General features: G+C 68.1%; 15 protein-coding genes and 2 pseudogenes. All 17 read right to left on the bottom strand.

What is annotated here, in order from left to right:
- Positions 1-12 precede the first annotated feature (12 nt).
- The 17 genes and pseudogenes from AC2W7K_RS12180 to AC2W7K_RS12100 all read right to left on the bottom strand — a co-directional run bounded on the left by AC2W7K_RS12180 (position 13) and on the right by AC2W7K_RS12100 (position 19,645).
- A complete protein-coding gene (locus AC2W7K_RS12180; RefSeq protein ID WP_232623700.1) occupies positions 13-1,320 on the bottom strand; it encodes a S66 peptidase family protein in 1,308 nt (435 codons plus the stop codon).
- Positions 1,317-2,366, bottom strand: a complete 1,050-nt coding sequence (locus AC2W7K_RS12175) for an ABC transporter ATP-binding protein (RefSeq protein ID WP_486006228.1) — start codon at positions 2,364-2,366, stop codon at positions 1,317-1,319. The genes AC2W7K_RS12180 and AC2W7K_RS12175 overlap by 4 nt, the downstream gene beginning before the upstream one ends.
- 236 nt (positions 2,367-2,602) lie before the next feature.
- Positions 2,603-3,094 (bottom strand): annotated as a pseudogene (locus AC2W7K_RS12170) (ATP-binding cassette domain-containing protein); the annotation flags it as partial.
- Between the two features lie 10 nt (positions 3,095-3,104).
- Complete coding sequence (locus tag AC2W7K_RS12165) at positions 3,105-4,130, bottom strand: ABC transporter permease (RefSeq protein ID WP_486006227.1); 1,026 nt, start codon at positions 4,128-4,130, stop codon at positions 3,105-3,107.
- Positions 4,130-5,272, bottom strand: a complete 1,143-nt coding sequence (locus AC2W7K_RS12160; protein ID WP_232623701.1) for an ABC transporter permease — start codon at positions 5,270-5,272, stop codon at positions 4,130-4,132. The genes AC2W7K_RS12165 and AC2W7K_RS12160 overlap by 1 nt, the downstream gene beginning before the upstream one ends.
- A gap of 166 nt (positions 5,273-5,438) precedes the next feature.
- Positions 5,439-7,307 carry an ABC transporter substrate-binding protein gene (locus AC2W7K_RS12155; RefSeq protein ID WP_232623702.1) on the bottom strand — a complete coding sequence of 623 codons (1,869 nt, stop codon included), beginning with the start codon at positions 7,305-7,307 and terminating at the stop codon, positions 5,439-5,441.
- A gap of 191 nt (positions 7,308-7,498) precedes the next feature.
- Entirely contained in the window at positions 7,499-8,569 is a 1,071-nt protein-coding gene (locus AC2W7K_RS12150; RefSeq protein ID WP_198499636.1) for an ABC transporter ATP-binding protein, read from the bottom strand.
- Positions 8,570-8,581: 12 nt separating this feature from the next.
- Positions 8,582-10,282: a glycoside hydrolase family 13 protein gene (locus AC2W7K_RS12145; protein WP_198499637.1), complete on the bottom strand. Its 1,701-nt coding sequence runs from the start codon at positions 10,280-10,282 to the stop codon at positions 8,582-8,584.
- A gap of 131 nt (positions 10,283-10,413) precedes the next feature.
- Positions 10,414-11,324, bottom strand: a pseudogene (locus AC2W7K_RS12140) (carbohydrate ABC transporter permease).
- Entirely contained in the window at positions 11,324-12,229 is a 906-nt protein-coding gene (locus AC2W7K_RS12135; RefSeq protein WP_198499639.1) for a carbohydrate ABC transporter permease, read from the bottom strand. Before AC2W7K_RS12135 ends, AC2W7K_RS12140 begins: the two are co-directional and overlap by 1 nt.
- Before the next feature lie 25 nt (positions 12,230-12,254).
- Positions 12,255-13,535: an ABC transporter substrate-binding protein gene (locus AC2W7K_RS12130; protein WP_198499640.1), complete on the bottom strand. Its 1,281-nt coding sequence runs from the start codon at positions 13,533-13,535 to the stop codon at positions 12,255-12,257.
- Between the two features lie 112 nt (positions 13,536-13,647).
- Positions 13,648-14,829 (bottom strand): ROK family protein, encoded by a 1,182-nt coding sequence (locus tag AC2W7K_RS12125; protein ID WP_198499641.1) that lies wholly within the window; start codon positions 14,827-14,829, stop codon positions 13,648-13,650.
- A 131-nt stretch (positions 14,830-14,960) separates the two neighbouring features.
- Positions 14,961-16,484 (bottom strand): type III PLP-dependent enzyme domain-containing protein, encoded by a 1,524-nt coding sequence (locus AC2W7K_RS12120; protein ID WP_198499642.1) that lies wholly within the window; start codon positions 16,482-16,484, stop codon positions 14,961-14,963.
- Between the two features lie 127 nt (positions 16,485-16,611).
- Complete coding sequence (locus AC2W7K_RS12115) at positions 16,612-17,022, bottom strand: hypothetical protein (protein ID WP_198499643.1); 411 nt, start codon at positions 17,020-17,022, stop codon at positions 16,612-16,614.
- Positions 16,985-17,206 carry a hypothetical protein gene (locus AC2W7K_RS12110; protein ID WP_198499644.1) on the bottom strand — a complete coding sequence of 74 codons (222 nt, stop codon included), beginning with the start codon at positions 17,204-17,206 and terminating at the stop codon, positions 16,985-16,987. Before AC2W7K_RS12110 ends, AC2W7K_RS12115 begins: the two co-directional genes overlap by 38 nt.
- A 148-nt stretch (positions 17,207-17,354) precedes the next feature.
- Entirely contained in the window at positions 17,355-18,062 is a 708-nt protein-coding gene (locus AC2W7K_RS12105) for a response regulator transcription factor (RefSeq protein WP_198499645.1), read from the bottom strand.
- 32 nt (positions 18,063-18,094) lie between these two features.
- Positions 18,095-19,645, bottom strand: a complete 1,551-nt coding sequence (locus tag AC2W7K_RS12100; protein ID WP_486006226.1) for a sensor histidine kinase — start codon at positions 19,643-19,645, stop codon at positions 18,095-18,097.
- Positions 19,646-19,715 lie beyond the last annotated feature (70 nt).

Raw genomic sequence — 19,715 nt, 5'->3', positions numbered from 1 at the left:
GTCTGTTATCGCTCATCGTTCGACCCACATCCGCGGCCGCTGCCCCATCCGCGCCTCGAGTCTCACGTCGACGCCGAGCGGGGTGCTCGGCGCATCGGGGTCGTGGCCGAACCCCATCTCCGAGACGATCGGGATCCCCGCCTCGCCGAGGAAGTCGAGGACGAGAGCCTCGATCTCGTCGATCGGCGCGCAGTCGATCCACGACCCGAGGACGAGGGCATCCGCCGAGGCGAACCACCCGCCGCGGACGAGCTGGACGAGGAGGTTGTCGAGACGGTAGAGCTCTTCATCGACGTCCTCGAGCATCGCGATCGCCGGTCCTCGAGTCGCACGCCGGGTGCGGACGTCGGCAAGTTCCGGGCTGCCCAGGCCCGCCGCGACGAGACTGAGGTTGCCGCCGACGAACCGCCCGACCGCCGTGCCCGGCACGAGTGTCCGCGCGCGAGTGACTGGAGTGGTGTCCGCAGACGTGGTGTCCGCGGACGTGCCGTCCGACTGGGCCTGCGAGCGCGAGTCCCGCAATCCCCAGGACGAAATGGTCCGAGAATCGGCCGAATTCTCCGACCATTTCGTCCTCGAGTCGTCGCCGGCAGCGCCGGTTCGCGAGGCGGTGGCGTCCGCTGGCGATCTCCCGGACGCAGAGTGTCGATTCTCGCGCCCCGCATCGACACTTTGCGTCCTCGATTCGGGCCGAGCGGCGCCGCCGGGGGCGCTGGGGTGCGCGTGTGCGGCTTCCTCCGGAGTGCCGGGGTTCGAGGTCTGTGCGTCCGGGGCCCCGGTCGCGTCGGGCGGGAAGCCGAGTTCGCGCCCGCCCCAGGGGGCGAAGAGCCACGAGGCCACCTCGGCGGGGACGACGGTCGACTCCTTGAACGGGTCGTTGCCGGGCATCGGACAGAAGAGCGTCGCGACGCCGAGGTGGTGGTCCCAGGCCTGGTGAAGCGCGGTGATGTCCGAGGACCCGGTGAGCAGCTTGGGTCGTCCGTCGGGGCGCAGTCCGTGGCGGGCCAGGTGGGCGAAGTCGAGGCCGTCGAGCAGTCGCATCGCCCCGTAGCCCCCGCGCAGTGCGATGACCGCCGCGGCCGTGGGGTCGCACCACGCGTCGACGAGGTCGGCGCGGCGCTGCTCATCGGTGCCGGCGAGGTAGTTGACGCGCGGATGCCGGGCGCGCAGATGAGCGCCCGGTACGACGTTGAGACCCCACGCCTCGAGCTGGGAGATCGCCCGCTGCAGCGAGTCCTCGTCCGCGGGGCCCGAGGGGGCGATGAGACGCACGGTGTCCCCGGGGACCAGAGGCGCGGAATCGAGGTAGGGGCTGGTCATGCGTCGTCGGTTCCCGCAGGATCCGCGGTCCGCTGCGCCGAGACGCCCTGCGCGGTGGCGTCTGGTGCGGTCACACCCGGTGCCGCGCCATCCGACGACGCAGCACCTCCCGGCACCGTCGCACCCGACCGGACGAGGCTCTGGCTGCCCAGGCGGGGCACGGCGGCGAGGAGTTCGCGCGTGTAGGCGTGCTGGGGGTCGGCGAGGACCGTGTCGACGGGTCCGTATTCGACGATCTCTCCCTGCTTCATCACCGCCACCGTATCAGCGATGTTCCAGGCCAGGCCCAGGTCGTGGGTGATGATGAGCGCACTCATCCCGAGGTTCTTCTTCAGCGCGAGGAAGAGGGAGAGGATCTCTCCGCGCACCGAGGCGTCGAGGGAGGCGACCGGCTCGTCGGCGAGGAGGACCTGTGGGTCGAGCGCGAGGGCACCGGCGATGACGACGCGCTGCCGCTGACCGCCGGAGAGCTCCTGCGGAATCGACTCGAGGTAGTCCGCAGCCGGGGTCAGTTCCGCGGCCTCGAGCGCTCCGATGACCTTCGCGTACTCGTCCTCGGTCAGCCCCTGGACCTGGAGTCCCTCGGCGACGGCTTCGTAGACGCTGCGCTTCGGATTGAGCGACCCCGACGGGTCCTGGAGGACCATCTGCACCTGGCGTCGGAATGCCCGCAGGTCCTTGGCCTTCGTCGGCAGCGGCCGGCCGGCGAAGGCGATCCGCGATCCCGGGTCGGTCTCCTGCAGACCGAGGAGTGAGCGCGCCAGCGTCGTCTTCCCCGACCCCGACTGACCGACGACGGCGAGGATCTCGGCCTGCGCAGGGCGAGGTCGACGCCGTGGACGGCTCTCTCCCGACCCTGCCGGGTGTCGAAGGTGACGCTGAGGTTCTGCGCCTCGAGCACCACCTCGTCGGTCATCGTGAACGGGTCGGTCAGCCGCACCTCGGCGGGTTTGGCGGTCCGCGGACGCAGCCGCGACTCCTCGTCCCCGATCTGCGGGAACGCCCCGGCCAGCTGCTTGGTGTACTCCTCCCGGGGGCGCAGGCACACGTCGTCGCTGGGACCGTATTCGACGATCCGGCCGTCCTTCATGATCGCGAGGTTCTCGCACACCGCGGAGAGCACGGCGAGATCGTGGCTGATCATCAGCAGCGAGATGCCGCGGTCGGCGACGAGGTCGGCGAGCCCGGTGAGGATCTGCTTCTGCACGATGACGTCGAGGGCGGTGGTCGGCTCGTCGGCGATGATGATGTCGGGTTCGCACGCAAGCGCCATCGCGATCATGATCCGCTGCTTCTGCCCGCCCGAGAGCTCGTGCGGGTAGGCCTCGGCCTTCGCCGGGTCGAGGTCGACCTCGCGGAGGAGCTCGAGCATCCGCGCCCGACGCTTCTCGGGCGTCGTCCACGTGCCCTTGGCGTGGTGTTCGAGGGCTTCGATGATCTGCCGGCCGACCCGGCGGACGGGGTTGAGGGAGTGGAGTGCGCCCTGGAAGACGATCGACGCCTGCGCCCAGCGCACTGCACGGATCTGCCCGAAGCTGAGATCGGAGATGTCCTGGCCGCCGAGGCGGACGTGCCCGGTCACCTTCGCCGACTTCGGCAGCAGCCGCAGCGCGGACATCACGAGCGTCGACTTCCCCGAGCCCGACTCACCGGCGATGCCGAGGGTCGACCCGCTCGGCAGGTCGAGGCTGACGTCGATGACGGCGGGCACGTCGCCGCGCGAGGACGAGGAGCGGTAGGTGATCGAGACGTCGTCGAAGCTGAGATCGGTCATCGGCTGCTCCTCAGGGTCGGATTGATGATCGCTTCGAGCGCCCGGCCGACCATCGTGAACGCGAGGACGACGAGGAGGATCGCGATGCCCGGCGGCAGCACGTACCACCAGTATCCCGAGGTCGCCGCCGAGGCGTCCATCGAGTTCTTGAGGATCGTCCCCCACGATTCCGAACCGGGTCCCCGAGGCCGAGGAACGCGAGCGTCGACTCCGCGATGATCGCGCTGCCGACCATGAGCGTCGTGTTCGCGAGCACGAGCGGCATGACCGCGGGCAGCAGGTGCTTGACGAGGATGTGCCGATGTCCGGCACCGAGGATGCGCGCCCGTTCGATGTAGAGCCGGGATTCGACGCTGAGGGTCTGCGAGCGCACGATCCGGGCCGTCGACGCCCACGAGGCGATGCCGATCGCGACGACGATCGTGAAGACCCCGCGGTCGAGGACGGTGGAGAGGACGATGGCGAGCAGCAGGGAGGGCAGGACGAGGAAGAAGTCGATGAGGCGCATGACGACGGCCCCGACGATGCCGGTGAAGTGTCCGCCGGCCAAGCCCATGAGCGTGCCGATGACCATCGACATCAGGGTCGCGGCGACGCCGACGAGGAGGGAGACGCGCGAGCCCCAGACGATGCGCGCCCAGATCTCGCGGCCGAGGTCGTCGGTGCCGAGCGGGTGGGCGAGGCTCGGCGGGGCGTAGCGCGGAACGTCGAGCTGCTTCGTCACGTCGAGCATCGAGGCCGGAGCGATGACGGGAGCGAAGATCGCCATGAGGACGAAGAGGAGGAGGACGATCGCCCCGATCATCGCCGGGGTGTCGGTGCGGAAGGCGCGCCAGTTGCGGCGGAGACTGCGCAGACGGCGTTCGCGGACGAGCTTCGCACTGTCGAAGCCGGCGGCACCGCCGCGGGTGGCAGCAGACCGTCCGGGCTCGGTGCCCGGGGACTGTGCGGACCCGGTCGTCGGGGACGATGCGGGCTGGGTGCCCGGGGTCGATGCGGTTCCGGGGGCCGCCTCGGCGCGGTGATCGTTGTCCATCACGCTCTCCTCACTCTCGGATCGAGCCAGCGGTAGACGAGGTCGGCGGCGAGGTTCATGACGATGATGATCGCGGAGAACACGACGAACGTGCCCTGGAGGAGGGGCAGGTCGGGTCCGCTGATCGCGTCGAAGGTGAGCTTTCCGAGGCCCGGCCAGGAGAAGATCGCCTCGACGGTGACGGCGCCGGCGATGAGTCCGCCGAGGTGGAGGAAGACGACCGTGACCGTGGGCAGGAGCGCGTTGGGCACGGCGTGCCGGCGGCGGACCTCGTCCTCGGTGAGGCCCTTCGCGCGGGCGGTCGTGAGGTAGTCCTCGGACATCTCCTCGATGAGGGAGGCGCGCATGACCATGAGGAACTGCGCGTAGACGACGGCGACGAGGGTGATGACCGGGAGGATGAGGTGGCGGATGACGTCGATGATCGCCTCCGGTGACCACGGGTCGAGCCCGGGCGTGATCATCCCGCCGGTCGGCAGCCATTGGAGGGTGCCGCCGAAGACCATGAGGAGGATGAGGCCGAGCCAGAACGTCGGGACCGACCAGAAGACGAGGGCGGTGGAGGAGGCGAGCTTGTCGAAGAGCGAGTTGCGCCGCCACGCCGAGAGCTGTCCGAGCCAGAGGCCGAGGACGATGGCGATGACCGCGGCGGTGGCGGTGAGGAGCAGGGTCGGGCCGAGGTACTCGCCGATGAGCGCGGACACGGGTTTGCGGTAGACGTAGCTCTCGCCGAGGTTGCCCGTGACGATGCCGACGAGGTAGTCCCAGAACTGGACGATGAGCGGTTTGTCGAGGCCGTATTGGCTGCGCAGCTCGGCGATCTGGGCCGGGCTCATCGGCCGTTCCTTGGCGATCTTGAGCACGGGGTCGCCGGGGAGCAGCCGGAAGGCGAAGAAGCCGAGGACGATGACGAGGACCATCGAGATCGCCGAGCCGCCGAGTTTGCGGAGGAAGTACGCGGCGAACGAGGCGCCCTTCGGCGGTTCGTCGGTGTCGATGGGGGTGCCGAGACCGTCGACGGCGGGGCCCGGGGTGGCTGGTCCGGTGGTGGCTGGGTCCGAAGTCCCGGGGTCTGGGGCGGCGGGGGTCGAAGTCCCGTGGTCGCCGGGGCCTCCGGAGGGATTGTTCGTCGATGCTGTCACGGGTGCGCTCCTGATGGAGAGGGGGCCGCTCCGGCCACCGCCGAGGTGGTGCTCGGGCAGTGCGTTCCGGTGCGTGATCTGCCGGTCGGCTGCCCGCCGGCGGGGTTCCCGTCGAGGCGGGGGCCCTGCCGGCGGTGACCGGAGCGGCCGGGGTGGGACGGGTCGACTACTCGCGGTCGTCGGCGTTCCTGCGTCCGCGGGTGGCGAACCAGAGGACTCCGCCACCGCCGACGATGACGGCGATCGCGATGCCGACCCAGGCGCCCGCGCTCAGTCCGCCTCCGTCAGAGGCACCGGCGGCTTCGCTCGCCGGTTCGACCGAGGTGTAGCCCCAGTAGCCGACCTGGTTGGCGATCGCACCGCCGTCGCTCGGCTGCTTCGTGAAGCCGGTGAACTTGTCCGAACGGTAGGCCTCGAGCTGGTTGGGGTACCAGAGAACGATCGAGGGAGTGTCCTCGTAGTTGATCTCGAGGGCCTGACGGACGAGGTCGGCGCGCTTGCCCTGGTCGAGTTCGATGTGCTGGGCCTGGTAGAGCTTGTCGAACTCGGGGTTGCAGTAGCCGTCCTGCGTGGTGCCGCCGTTGCCTTCGGCGTCGGGGCGGTTGCCGCACGTGTTGATGCTCAGCTGGTAGTCCGGATCGGGGTTGATCGACCAGCCGGAGAAGTAGAGGTCGTAGTCGCCCTTCGTGGTGAGCTCGGAGACGGTGTCGGAGTCGCTCGATTCGTTCTTCAGCTGGATGCCGATGTCCTTCATCCACGGTTCGAGGAACTTCGCGGTGTTCTGCTCGATCGGCTCGGCGGCGTCGGTGAGGAAGCGGAGTTCGAGCTTCTTGCCGTCCTTCTCCCGGATTCCGTCGGCTCCGGGGGTCCACCCGGCTTCGTCGAGGAGGGATTTCGCCTTCTCGACGTCGAACCCGGTGATCACAGGGTCATCGGCCGGCAGAGCCCAGGTCGAGTACACCGAGGGGATGAAGCTCGTCGCGGGCTGGGCGTAGTCCTGCATGACCTGCTTGCGCAGCGTCTCGGTGTCGATGCCGGCGCGGATCGCCTGCCGGACCTTCACGTCCTTGAGCGCCTCGTTGCCGGTGCCGAACTCCTTGCCCTCGGCGTCGGCGAGGCCGGAGTTGATGGAGATGCTGTTGAAGCGGCGGCCGCGACCGTCGTTGAGTTCGACGCCGTCGGCCCCTTCGAGGGCGGTGAACTGCTCCGGGGAGAGCAGCGTGATCATGTCGACCTCACCCGAGCGGACGGCCTGCACCTGAGCATCGGAGTTCGTGTAGTACCGGTACTGGATGCCGTCGAGCTTGGGCTTGCCGCGCCAGAAGTTCGGGTTGGCCTTGAGCGTGACCGATTTGTTCGCCTCGTAGCTCTCGAGCTGGAAGGGTCCCGAGCCGACGGTGTTCGCATCGTTCTTGAACTCGCCCGGGTTGTCGATTGTCGACCAGATGTGCTCGGGGACGATGGGGATCTCCTGGCCGGGATTGTTCGCCTGCGGATTCTTCAGCGTGATGACGACGGTCCCGTCGTCGGGCGCTTCGACCTTCTCGAAGTTCTCGACGAGGCTGCCGTTGGCGACCGCGAGATCCTCGTTCTCCATCATCTGCGTGTAGGTCCACGCGACGTCGTTCGCCGTCAGCGGTTCACCGTCGGACCACTTCATGTCCGGGCGGATGCTGTACGTCCACACCTTGCCGTCGTCGTCGGTCGACCATTCGGTCGCCAGGCCCTCGGTGATCGAACCGTCCTTCGCGTCGTTGGCGACGAGGTTCTCGTACATGTAGCGGAAGGTGTTCGTCGGGAGGAGGTAGAAGGAGGTGAACGGGTTGAACGAGTCGATGAAGCCGTCGGTGGCGATGCGCAGCGTCGTCGCATCCGCGGAGCCGCCGTCGGTCGGTTGGGGTTCTGTCGTCTGAGCGCTTGCCGGTGCCGTCGCCAGCCCGGCGGCGAGCGCGATCGCGGCAAGTCCCGCGACCGTTCTGCCGAGCCCCCTGCGCAGCGTGCTGTGGGTGAACATCATCGTCCTTCCGGTCGTCATCGAACCATCGGCGCAGGTGAGACCCTGCTCACATCTCATCCTAGGACGCAATGCGGGCTGAGGGACGGAAATGCGCGCCGTGGCTCGCTCCCTTTCCTACTGCACCGTAGGGCCGGACCACCACCGAAAGACTGGACGACCGGATCAGAGCGGCGAGATCTCCGGCTCCCCGCCTCGGCGAGGACATGACCCTAGAGCCTGATCCCCGATTCGGCATCGAAGAGGTGAAGCCTCTCCGGGTCCGGGTGCGCGCGGATCGTCTCACCCTTGCGCGGAGCGCGCTCCGTGGGCACCCGGACGACGACCAACTCCGCCTCCCCGGCATCGGCAGGTCGACCGTGGACGAAGGTGTCCGCACCGAGCACCTCCACCATTTCCACTCGCAGGCGAATTCCGCGCTCGCCCAGTCGAAGGTCCTCCGGTCTGATCCCCACCGTGATGGTGTCCCCGGAGGAGGCCTGCAGCGCCTCCCTGGGCACCGGAATGACCGCGTCACCGAAGACGGCACCGGCTTCCATCTTCTCCGCCTGCACGAGGTTCATCGCAGGCGAACCGATGAACCCCGCCACGAAGACATTCGCCGGTCGCGAGTACATCACCGACGGAGAGTCGACCTGTTGCAGCTGACCGTCGTTGAGGACCGCGATCCTGTCCCCCATCGTCAGTGCTTCCGTCTGATCGTGGGTGACGTACACAGTGGTGACCCCGAGACGCGACTGCAGCGAAGCGATCTGCGAGCGCATCTGCACGCGCAGTTTGGCATCGAGATTCGACAGCGGCTCGTCCATGAGGAACACCCTGGGCTCTCGCACGATGGCCCTTCCCATCGCCACCCTCTGTCGCTGTCCGCCCGACAGCGCTTTGGGCTTTCGGTCGAGGTATTCGCCGAGGTCGAGCAGCTCTGCGGCATCGCGGACACGGGCTCTGCGCTGCGCAGCGGGAACTCCGGCGATCTTGAGGGCGAAGCCCATGTTGTCTCCCACACTCATGTGCGGATAGAGAGCGTAGTTCTGGAACACCATGGCGATGTCCCGCTCGTTGGGCGGGACATCGGTGATGTCTCGGTCGCCGATGAGGATCCGTCCGTCGCTCACCTCTTCGAGGCCCGCCAGCATCCGCAGGCTCGTGGACTTGCCACAGCCGGACGGTCCGACGAGAACGATGAACTCGCCGTCCTCGACGTGGAGGTCGAGGCCGTCGACTGCGGGCTTCCGGCCGGGCTGATAGACCCGACTCGCGCCGTCATATGTCACTGTCGCCATGGCGTGCGCCCTTCATCCTCTCGTGTTCTCACCGGTGTCGGGATCTCGCAGCCATACGGTCGCAGCGCCGGGGAGAGTGCCGTCGCCAGGCAGCTCCTCGCTCGAGAGCAGGATGTCACCGTCCGGCAGCGGCACCGATTGCGGGCCGAAATTCGTCACACTGACCCAGCCGCCCGGCCGCCGGAATCCGACGACCTCGTCTCCGAGTTCGAGCCACTCCAGCTGCTCGCTCTCTCTCAGCTCGCTGCGCAGTCGCAGCGCACGGCGATACAGCCACAGAGTCGACGACGGGTCGCCCTCCTCCCGCTCGGCAGAGTACTCGGCGAACCAGTCAGGTTGCGGCAGATGCGGCGCTGCGTCTCCGAAGCCGAATGCCGGTCCTTCTGATGTCCACGGCAACGGCACTCGACAGCCGTCGCGGCCGAGCTCCACGCCGCGGCTGCGGAAGAACGTCGGATCCTGTCGTGCGGCCTCGGGGATGTCCGGCACCTCGTGCAGCCCGAGTTCCTCGCCTTGGTACAGATAGGCCGAACCTGGCAGGGCGAGCTGCAGCAGCGTGGCCGCGCGCGCCCGGCGCAGACCCAGAGCAGCGTCGAGTTCGGGCGCGGTTCCCCCGGAGAGCAGCCATTCCCGCCCCATGCGCTCACTGTCTCCGGAGACCGGCAGTCCGTAGCGCGTGGCGTGACGGACGACATCGTGGTTGGAGAACACCCACGTGGTCGATGATCCCGAGGCGGCCGCCAGTTCGAGGTTCGACGTGATGACGCTTCGGAAGACCCGGGGGTCGAAGTCGGCGCGCAGCAGATCGAAGCTGAAGGCCTGCCCCAATCCGTCCTGGCCGGCGTAGCGAGCCCGGCGATCGGGATCCACCCACGCTTCCGCGACTCCGATCAGGGGCGGATCATAGCTGCGGAATAGTCGCCTCCATTCCGCATAGATGTCGTGAACGTCGTCTCGGTCCCAGAGCGGATGCTGTCCGTCGTGAGGCAGGGCGTCGAGTTCGGCCTGAGTCGGCAGAGGCTCTCCCTCCGGGGGAAGGTCCTTGGCCAGACCGTGGGCGACATCCACGCGGAAACCGTCGACTCCGCGGTCGGCCCAGAAGCGCAGAGTGGCGAGGAAGTCTGCACGCACGTCCGGGTTGTTCCAGTCGAGGTCGGGCTGTTCGGGGGCGAAGTTGTGGAGATACCACTGGCCGTCCCCCACCGGTTCCCAGGCGGAGCCGCCGAAGATCGATGTCCAGTCCGACGGGGGCAGTTCCCCTCGCTCCCCGCGTCCGTCTCTGAAGAGGTAGCGTCCCCGTTCCGGGGAGCCCTTGCCTGCGGCGAGCGCTGCCCGGAACCATTCGTGCCTGTCCGACGTATGGTTGGGCACGATGTCGACGATGATGCGGATTCCGACGTCGTGCAGTGCTGCGGTCAGGGCGTCGAACTCGGCGAGCGTGCCGAGTCGCGGGTCCACATCGCGGTAGTCGTCGACATCATAGCCGCCGTCTGCGAGCGCGGACGGGTAGAACGGGCTGAGCCAGACAGCGTCGATGCCCAGAGCGCTGAGGTAGGGCACCTTCTCGATGATTCCGGCGAGATCGCCGATGCCGTTGGCGTCGGAGTCGGCGAAGCTGCGCGGGTAGATCTGGTAGACGGCGGCCTGACGCCACCAATCGTGGTCGTGGAGGAGCGCGGTCGAGCGCGAACGCGATTCTGAGGTCTGGAGCATTGTGGTATTCCTGTCCTGTTCGTACCGGAGACGGGAGCTGAGGCGGGCTGTGACCGGGGACGACTCCGCGGTGGAGCATCGGGGCCGAGACCACCTGGACGGCGGCGCACGGTTGGGAGGTCCCTGTCTGATCACTTCACCGCTCCCTGGGTCACTCCGGACATCACCCAACGCTGCGTGAAGAGGTAGACGATGACGCCGGCGCCATCGCCATGAGATACGACGAGAAGGCGATGTGGTAGTTGTTGCTGAACTGAGTCTGGAAGATCGACTGCACGACGGGGAGGGTCTGCAGACTCGGATCGGCGATGATGAGCGAGGGCATCATGAAGTCGTTCCAGGAGGCGAGGAAGGAGAAGATGCCGACCGTCGCGCTCATCGGCGCGAGAAGCGGGAAGACGATCCGCCAGAAGACCTGAGTAGTCGACGCACCGTCGATCCGCGCACTCTCCTCGAGCTCTTCCGGAAGGCTGCGCAGGAACGCGGTGTAGAGCATGACGGAGAACGACAGCTGGAACAGGATGTGGAGGACGGCCACTCCGAGTGGATTCGCCAGGCCGACCATGCCGGTCAGCTTCACCTGTGACAGCGCGAGGACCGGGAACGGCAGGAACATCGCGGCCAGGAGGTAGAAGAAGGACCAGCGGAACAGTCTGCGATGCCAGTTCCGTGAGATCGCGTAGGCGGCCATGGAGCTGAGAAGGATGGTTCCGACGACGGAGACGGTCGTCACGAACACGGAGATTGCGAAGGCTCGAGGGAAGTTCGTCAGCGACCACGCCTCGACGATGCCCTCGAGACTCGGAGGAGCAGGCAGTGCGAACGCCTCACCATCGACAGCTTGGGAACCCGACTTCAACGCCATCGAGACAGTGACGTAGAGCGGAACCAGGACTGTCAGCGAGCATGCTGCGAGCAGCACGGTGAGACCGACTCCCCGACGCCGCCGGCGTCGTGTTCCCGCCTTGGTGCGGTCGGCGTCGAGACTGCGCGGTGAGGTTCGGACAGCGGAGTCGGGGAGCACAGTGGGTGTTGCAGACATCAGGAGCCGGCCTTTCCGCGGGAGAGCCGCAGTTGGATGAGGGCGATGCCGAGTGCGATGAGGAAGAAGATCACTGAGTTCGCCATCTGGTAGGCGTAATCGCCGTTGTCGAAGCCGCGGAAGATCATCATCGCCACCGACCGGGTTGACGTGCCCGGTCCGCCGTCGGTGAGGCCGACGATGACGTCGTACGAATTGAGGAAGTTCTTGAACCCGATCACCACGTTGATGGCGATGTAGCCGGCCATCAGGGGCAGGGTGATGGAGCGCAGCCGGGACCACGACGTCGCTCCGTCGAGCGCCGCTGCTTCGTACACCTCCGCGGGGATGGAGACGAGTCCGGCGATGTAGATGAGCATGGCGGAGGGGACGGCCTGCCACGCCGTGACGATGACGATCGAGATCCATGCGAGATCGGGATCGGAGAGGATGCTCTCTTCGAGGAATCCGAGTCCCCCGGCCGATGCCGCGGCGGGCACCGTGCGTGAGAAGAGGAAGTTGAAGACGAACGCGATGATGATCCCTGACAGCACCATCGGCAGGACGAACACTGCTCGAAGCGCATTCTTGGCGCGGATTCGCGAAGTCAGGCCGATGGCGAGAAGCAGAGCGATGACGTTGACGAGAATCACGGTGACCACCGCGACGCCGATCGTGAAGCCATATGCGCCGAGAATGGCAGGATCGCTGAAGAGAACCGCGTAATTGGTGAGACCGACGAAGTTCCACTCCCCGAACCCGATCGAGTCGGTGAAGCTGAAGAAGACGCCCATCACCGCTGGGACAGTGAGTGCCAGGGTGAAGGCGAGCACCGCAGGCAGCAGAAAGAGGAAATGGACGGCCTCGGCGCCCCGTCTGCGGCGCCGAACATGATGGCGGTTGCCGGCCCGGCTCTCTGTGGTCATCGTTCTCCTCATCGTTGAGTTCGGTTCATGACCGGCGGGCCAATCTGGCCCAGTCGTCGTCGAGGGTGGAGAGAACTCCTTCGAGATCGGCCCCGAGCACGAGGCCCTGCATGTAGTTCTCGAACGGAATCGTGCGGGGAATGGCCGTGGACGCCCCCTGGTAGAAGGCCCCGCGGTCGACGTACGACTGCATCTCAACGAGTCGCTCGTCGGTGACAGGCGGCGCCCCGGCGCGCACTCCGAAACCGAGGTTCTCGGCGTTGTACGTGTCCTGTATCGCGGGGTCGAGCAGAAAGGCTGCCAGCTCGCGGGCTCCATCGGGATTGCGCGCGGCCTCGGGAATCCAGAGTGCGAGGTCGATGTTGACGCGCACCCTGAGATCGTCCGCGTCCTCGGTCATCGGCAGGGGGAAGGTCCCGATGTCGAGGCCGGCATTCGTCTTGGCGATCTCGCCGAGCGCCCACGGGCCGTGCAGATACATCGCACCCTCGCCTCGGGCGAAGGCGAGGTTGCCGTCTCCGTAGCCCAGACTCGCCGCGTTCCGGTTCGAGTAGGCGGCGAGCTCGAGCATCTTCGACAGCGGACCGTGGAAGTCCTTGCTGAAGGACACCGGGGCCGTCGGACCGAGGTCGTCTCCCTGTGCCCGCAGCTGCGCGAAGAAATCGGCGATGTTCAGCCCGCCACCCAGGCTGTAATCGGCGAGTCCCTGCGACACGGTCCACGCGTCGGTGTAAGTGCTGATGAGAGGCGTCACCCCTGCATCCTGGAATGTCCCGCACGCTTCCAGCAGCTCGGTCCAGGTCCGGGGCACCTCGACCCCGCACCGGTCGAACAGCTCGCGATTGTAGAGAACGGAGGCCGCCATCAGGGAGTAGGGGATGACACTGGTTCGCCCGGGATAGCCGGGATACTGGTCGACCAGACCCTGGATCTCGGGCGCGACGGCCGCTGCCTCTGGCAGATCCGAGAGGTCGGAGAGCGCGCCGCGCTCCTGGAAGCGCGCCATCTCGAAGTTGTAATTGAGACAGCCGAGATCGGGCGGGGCACTGCGGGCGAAGCCTCCCGACAGATTGGATGCGGTGTCATGAACTGCGCGGAGCCCGGTGCCTTCGGCGTTGAACGCAGCGACGAGTTCGCGGAAATAGGGGATGGCCTCGGGCTTCGACTGGTACAGCGTGACGGTGGGCCGACCGCTCACACCTCCGGAGCAGCCGCCGAGGGACAGCATGGTTCCGGCCGCAGCGGCGGCGAGGAACCCCCGTCGCGTTGCGACGAATGGTAGAGAGTCTGCCGGTGATCGGGACACGTCGTTGTCTCCTGATGGTCAAGCGCGAATGCTTCACGCTGTTTCTATAGCGCTTAAATATACCTCCTAAATTAATTAAATCAAGCGACCTGCTCCCGGGGCTGTGCATTCGTCAGTCCGAGAGGCGAGCCCGCAGCAGGTCGCGGACGGCTTCGAGTGCGACGGCGATGGCTCCGTCGACCACGGCATCGCCGCCCAGCTTCGAGGGCACGATCCTCACCGGCATCGGCGCGTAGTCGGCCACCATCTCCTCTGCGCGGCGCAGAAGGATCTCGTCCTCAAGCGCCGTGGCCCCGCTGACGACCACGACCTGCGGGTTGAGCAGGCTCGACAGGGTCGCCACGACCCGCGCCAAACGATCCGACAGGTCATCGACCAACCGCAGCGCCGCCGGTCTCCCCGCTGCGGCCTGCGCGATGAGTTCGTGGGGGTCCAAGGGCAGCGGTGCCTCATCCACTCCCCTGGCGTTCTCCCGCTCTGCCCACTTCCGGGCGAGTCGGCCCAGCCCCTCGGTCGAACGCACACCTTCGACGTGCTCGAGGTAGACCATCTCTCCGGCTCCGCCGCGTGCACCGGTGAGAAGGTGTCCGCCGTCGACGATTCCTGCTCCGAACCGCTCTCCGGCCAAGAGCATGACGAAGTCCCCCGCGGCGTCGACGGCGCCCGCATGGCGTTCGGCGATGGCCGCGAGGTTGGCATCGTTGTGGACCGAGACTGCCCAGTCGAGGTCGTGCAGCACCTCCTGCAGGTCCACTTCCACTTCCCGCCAGAACGGGTCCTCCATCGCCATCGAGCCCTCGGCGGCGATGGGCGCGGCGAATCCGAAGCAGATGGTCCGCACCTGCTCATGGTCTGCCTCCGCCCCTGCGATCGCCCGATCGATGGCGGTGCGCACCTGCGCAGCGCGACTCCGGCTCGCATCATCGGCAAAGCGGATGCGGGCTCCGCCCAGACGACGACCGGTGACATCGGCGACTGCCACGGACACGGAATTCAGCCCCGCGTCGACACCGACACAGAGGGCATCGCGCGCTCGGGGGAAGAAGCGCTTGCCGGGGCGACCGCTGCCGCTCTGCCGGTCGGGCGGCCCCTGGACGATGAGTCCGCGGCGCTGCAGATCCTCGCACTGCGCGAGGACTGTGGCTCGCGTGAGTCCGGTCTGAGAGATGAGATCGTTCGTCGACATCCCCTCGAGCGGATCACCGGCCCAGAGCCGGTCGAGCACGAGCCGCTCATTCCACTCGCGCACGGTGTGGCGCGGGCCGTCCGCCGCTGAGATGGACTGATGCCCCAACGGCTGTCCTCTCTCCGTCGTCACCATCACCTCAGAGTATCCGGTGACGGGGCGATCCGGAGCCGAGTGACGGTCGCTTCTGCCGACTGGTGTTCCGCGCTGCGCGGGTGCAGAGTTCGCCACCGACCGGATCAGAGCCGCGAGATCTCCGGCTCCCCCGCCTCGGCGAGGATCTCAGCGATCGTCTGCCCACGCCGGATGAGCGAGAACTCCACCCCGGCGCCGAGGCGGTTCTCCGACTCCGCGGAACCGGGGACTCCGCGCGCAGTCGCCACCATGCGATAGCCGTACACGGGCACGCGCGGCAGGAGGTTGTAGGAGAACGGATTCGAGAAGTAGTACGCGCCGGTGTCGGGCACGGCGACAAGATCGCCGACGTCGAGGCGGGACAGGTCCCGGTTCTCGGCGAGGAGGTCACCGGCGAAGCACGCCGGTCCTGCGACGTCGGTGGGGACCGCCTCGGCGCGTTTCGGGGCGCCGTCGACGTCGAACGGAAGGATCCGCAGCGGCCAGTCCGCGGGAGCGTAGGCGGTGCGGGTGGCGACCTGCACGCCCGCATGGGTCATCGCGATGTGCCGCCCACCGGTCGTCTTCGCGGTTTCGACGCGGGTGAGGATCGTGCCGGCCTTCGCGAGCAGGGAGCGGCCGAACTCGGTGACGATGTCGAACTCGTTGAGGGCAGGGACGACCACGTCGAGGACCTCACGGTAGGCCGCGAAGGTCGGGGTCACCTCGTCGCTGGTGAAGTTGACCGGCAGGCCGCCGCCGATGTCGATGCGGGTGACCTGGCGAGCACCCGCCCTCGTGTTGACCTCGCGGGCGAGGTCGACGGCCGCGGCGATCCCCGCTGCCGCCTGGTCGAGGGTGATGCCCTGCGACCCCGAATGGACGTGGATCTGGGTCAGCCACGGGCGCGCGAGGTAGGCCTCGATGAGGGCGTCGCGGGCGCCCGGGTCGGCGATCCCGATGCCGAACTTCGACGTCTGCGTCGCCGTGCTCATCGCGCCGATCGCACCGACCCCGGACTGCGGGTTGATCCTCACCCCGATCACCGAGGTGGTGCGATCGTCGACGAGCTCGTCGAGTCGGGCGAGCTCCTCCCAGCTGTCAGCATTGACGGAGATGCCGAGGGCGAGCGCGCGGCGCAGCTCGCTCATCGTCTTCGCGGGCGAGTCGAAGACGATCGTCTCGGGCCGGAACCCGGCGGACAGGGCGAGTTCGAGTTCGCCGGGACTCGCGACCTCGCAACCGGCTCCCGCCTCGGCGTAGAACCGGAGCAGCGGCAGCAGGGGCACGGCCTTGCAGGCGACGGCGTGGAGGACCGTCGTGCCGGACTTCACGGCAGGGTCCGTCGCGGTGGGGTCCGAGTCCGCGCTCGCAGCGGGCCCGGCGTCCGACGTCGGGGCGGGGTCCGTGTCCGAGGTCGCGGTGGGGTCGGTGGCTGCCGTCGCAGGAGGCTCGAACGCCGCGGTCAACTGCGCGAACGCGGCGGCCACCTCGTCGAGGTCGATGAGGCCGAGCACGGGACTGTCGTCGGTGAGCGCCGGAACGTCGCCGCGAACAGGCGGCTCGGTCGACGAGTTCGCAGCGATCGCCGCGATGGCGCGGGTGCGGCGCTCGGTCAGGGTGGCGGTGTCGCGGTGCGGGCTGTCCATGGGGTCCTTCACGGTCACGTCGTCGTCCGGATCCGCACCGAGGACGGTGCCGGGCCTCCGAGACCATCATGGCATCCGCTCCCGACACGCCGGCACGCGCCCCCGGCACCCCGCCTCAGACGTTTCCTCAGACGTTGCTCAGCTGGACGGGCACGGACTCCCACCACCAGCCTGACTCGCGGTCCCAGCGCCCGGTCTCATCGAGGACATCCTCGATGCGCTCGCGTGTCGTCGCGCCGCCGTACTGGACTTCGATGATCGCGCCGCCGCACCGATCGACCACGTGGACGTCGGCATCGTCGATGGCGGGGAACTCCGCTGCCGCCCGTTCGGCGACCCGGCGGCTCGGCACCTCGTCGCAGTGGACCTTCGAGGGCACGTTGTCGAAGATAACGTCCTGGACCGTGAACGAGGAGATCACCCGCCCGCAGACGAACGCGCCGACGATGAGCGCGGCGAGACCGCTGCCGACCGCGATGGCGATGCCGCGGACGAGTCGTCTACGCGCGATGACCGCCACCGGTGAGAAGGCGATCATCAGGTGCCGCCACAGTGCCGCTCGCCGGCGCTGCGTCATGCGGCAGCTGCCGGCCGAGGCGGCGATCGACTCTGATGAGCACACGCAGTCCGACGATCATGAGCGCGATGATGAGAACCGCGGACGCTGCCGCGAAGAGGATCATGAGGATTCCCAGCAGGTCCGCCGGCAACGACAATTCCACAGATTGCTCCTTCCACCGCACGATCGGCGGATGCGATGACCGCACGTCTGCGCGGCCTCCCCCACTGTGCCCGGCTCGGGCGAGCCTGTCATCGCCTAAAAGGATGAAATCGCCGGGTGAGCTTCAGGTGAGCGTCAGCGCCCTCGCCTCACTCCGGTGAGTAGAACTTGAACTGGATCGCGCGGACGACGACCTGCGCGAGGTTCTTCGCACCGAGTTTGATCCGCAGATTCCGCGCATGCGACTTCACGGTGTGGAGCGAGACGAACTGCGCCTCGGCGATCTCGCCGTAGTCCATGCCCGCACACAGCTGCCGCAGGAGGATGAGCTCCTTGTCGGTGAGGACGGGTGCCGCCTCGGGGGCTTCGGGCAGCGGATCGCCGCTGAGCACGATGTCCGCGGCGAGTGAGCGCAGCAGCGCCGGCGAATCCCCGCCGAGCGCGGCCTTGACGACGCCGACGAGCTCCGCGTCCGAGGCCGTCTTGTTCACCGCGGCCAGGGCACCGGCCTCGAGGGCGCGCGCGATCCCCGGACCCGGGGAGACCGTCGTGAGGAGGACGATCCGCGCGCTCGGCTCGACGTCGATGATCTGCGCGGTCGCGTCGACCCCGCTCATCCCCGGCGGCATGTTGACGTCCATGAGCACGAGGTCAGGGCGGAACCGGATGAACGCCTCGACCGCGTCCTCCCCCGAATGCCGGGGGTCGAGCACCGTGAGCGTCCCGTCGTCGCTGAGAGCCGCAGCGATCGCCCGCGTCGTCCACCGGTCATCATCGACGATGAGCACCGAGGCGGGGCCGGGGTGTGCGGGAACGCGCGGTGCCGGCTCCTCCGCCTCCGGGTCGGTTCCGCTCATGCGCGACGGGTCGGTCCCGCTCACGCGCGACGTCATCCGCGACGGCTTCCGCTGTGCTGCCGTTCCCCGTGCGCGGGCTCCGAGCGCAGGCGCAGCTCGTCGCTGCCGGAGGCACCCGACATCGAGAGCGCCCCGGTCGCCGAATGCTCAGGCGAACGGACACCGGACTCATTGCGGCTGGAAAGCGCACGGTCGTCGGCAGCGGCGCGCACGTCCGCCAGCCCACCAGAACCGCCGTCCCTGGAATCACCGCGCTGCCCGGCACTACGAGGCCCGGCACCACCGCGCGGCCCGGCACCATCAGCACGCGCCACCTCAGCGAAATCCTCACTCACGCATTCGGCGGCTCCGCGCTCACCGGCTCCGCGCTCACCGGCACCGCGGTCACCGGCAGCCGCCTCGGCGCCGTCACCGCTCAGCCGCACCGGATGGACCACCTCGACGACGACCCGACCGTCGGGGGCCGTCGCCACCGTGCAGTCCCCGCCGAGGGCCTGCGCGCGCACCTGCAGCGAGCGCGGCACGACGGTGAGATCCGCCTCGGCGCTGTTGATGCTGCGATAGTGGAGGTCGACGCGGTCGGTCGCACTGCGCAGCGCGGCGACATCGAGGCGGGACTCCGTGCCGGGCGTCGAGTAGCGGATGACGTTCGTCGCGAGTTCGAGGATGAAGGCCGTGAAATGCTCGCCGACCTCGCGAGAGGCGTGAGCGGGGAGGTCACCGACCGTCGTCGCCAGCCGCACCCCGCCGGCTGCGCTGCCGTCCCTGATCGCCGAGGTGAGGAGGTAGGCCTCGGCCTGCAGTTCGATCCGCGAGGTGTCGGGAGCATCCGCCTGCAGGCGACCGATGAGCTGGCGCAGGCGCTTCGAGGCCTCCGCGTTGACCATCGCGAGCTCGGCGATCATCCGATCCGTGCCCGGGGCCTGCGGGGCCCGGCCGAGGGACTTGATGATCGCCGCCTCGGTGGACAGGGAATGGGAGATCGTGTCGTGGGTGTCGGAGGTGAAGCGCGTGCGCAGCGCCTCCACGGTGCGCGCATGCTCGCGCGCCGCCGTCTCGCGTCGGGTGATCTCGCGCCGGAAGCGCAGTTCGATGACCCCGGCCGCGAGGCCGAGCACCGAGGTCATCAGCCACCCGTAGCCGAGGTCGATGAGTCCCGGCAGTCCCTCGTCGTAGGCGCCGAGCTGCGTCGCGACCCCGATGTAGGCGAGCAGGCCGAGCGACGCCGCCGCGAACGACCACCAGCGGAAATAGCTGAGCAGGACGCCTGCGGAGAGGATGAGCGCCTCGGGGAACATGTTCTCGAGGTCGGGGTAGAGCCACAGGTAGCCGATGCCGGCCGCCGTGGCGATGAGCGCCACCGTCCGCGGCGCGAAAGGCGTGACGATGAGCAGCGCATACGCGGCGATGAGCAGGCCGACATAGAGCGGTTCGTCGGTCTCGAACGACCCGGGGACGAGGACCGTGAGGCCCATGATGAGGGCGAGGGCGCGAATCGGCAGATCGACGAAGCGGGGGCCGCGCAGGAATCCCCACACGCGCGCCCAGCGGCCCTCCGGCCGCTCGTCTGTCGTCGCACCCATGACTATAAGTGTCCTACATTTGCGGCGAGTTCGCAGGAAGAGCGCACACGACCCTGCTCACACCGGCGCG

This window comes from Brevibacterium sp. LAARM2_SD2 (assembly GCF_057364785.1).
The sequence above is the reverse complement of the archived record's forward strand: the minus strand, read 5'-3'. Positions and strand labels throughout refer to the sequence as shown.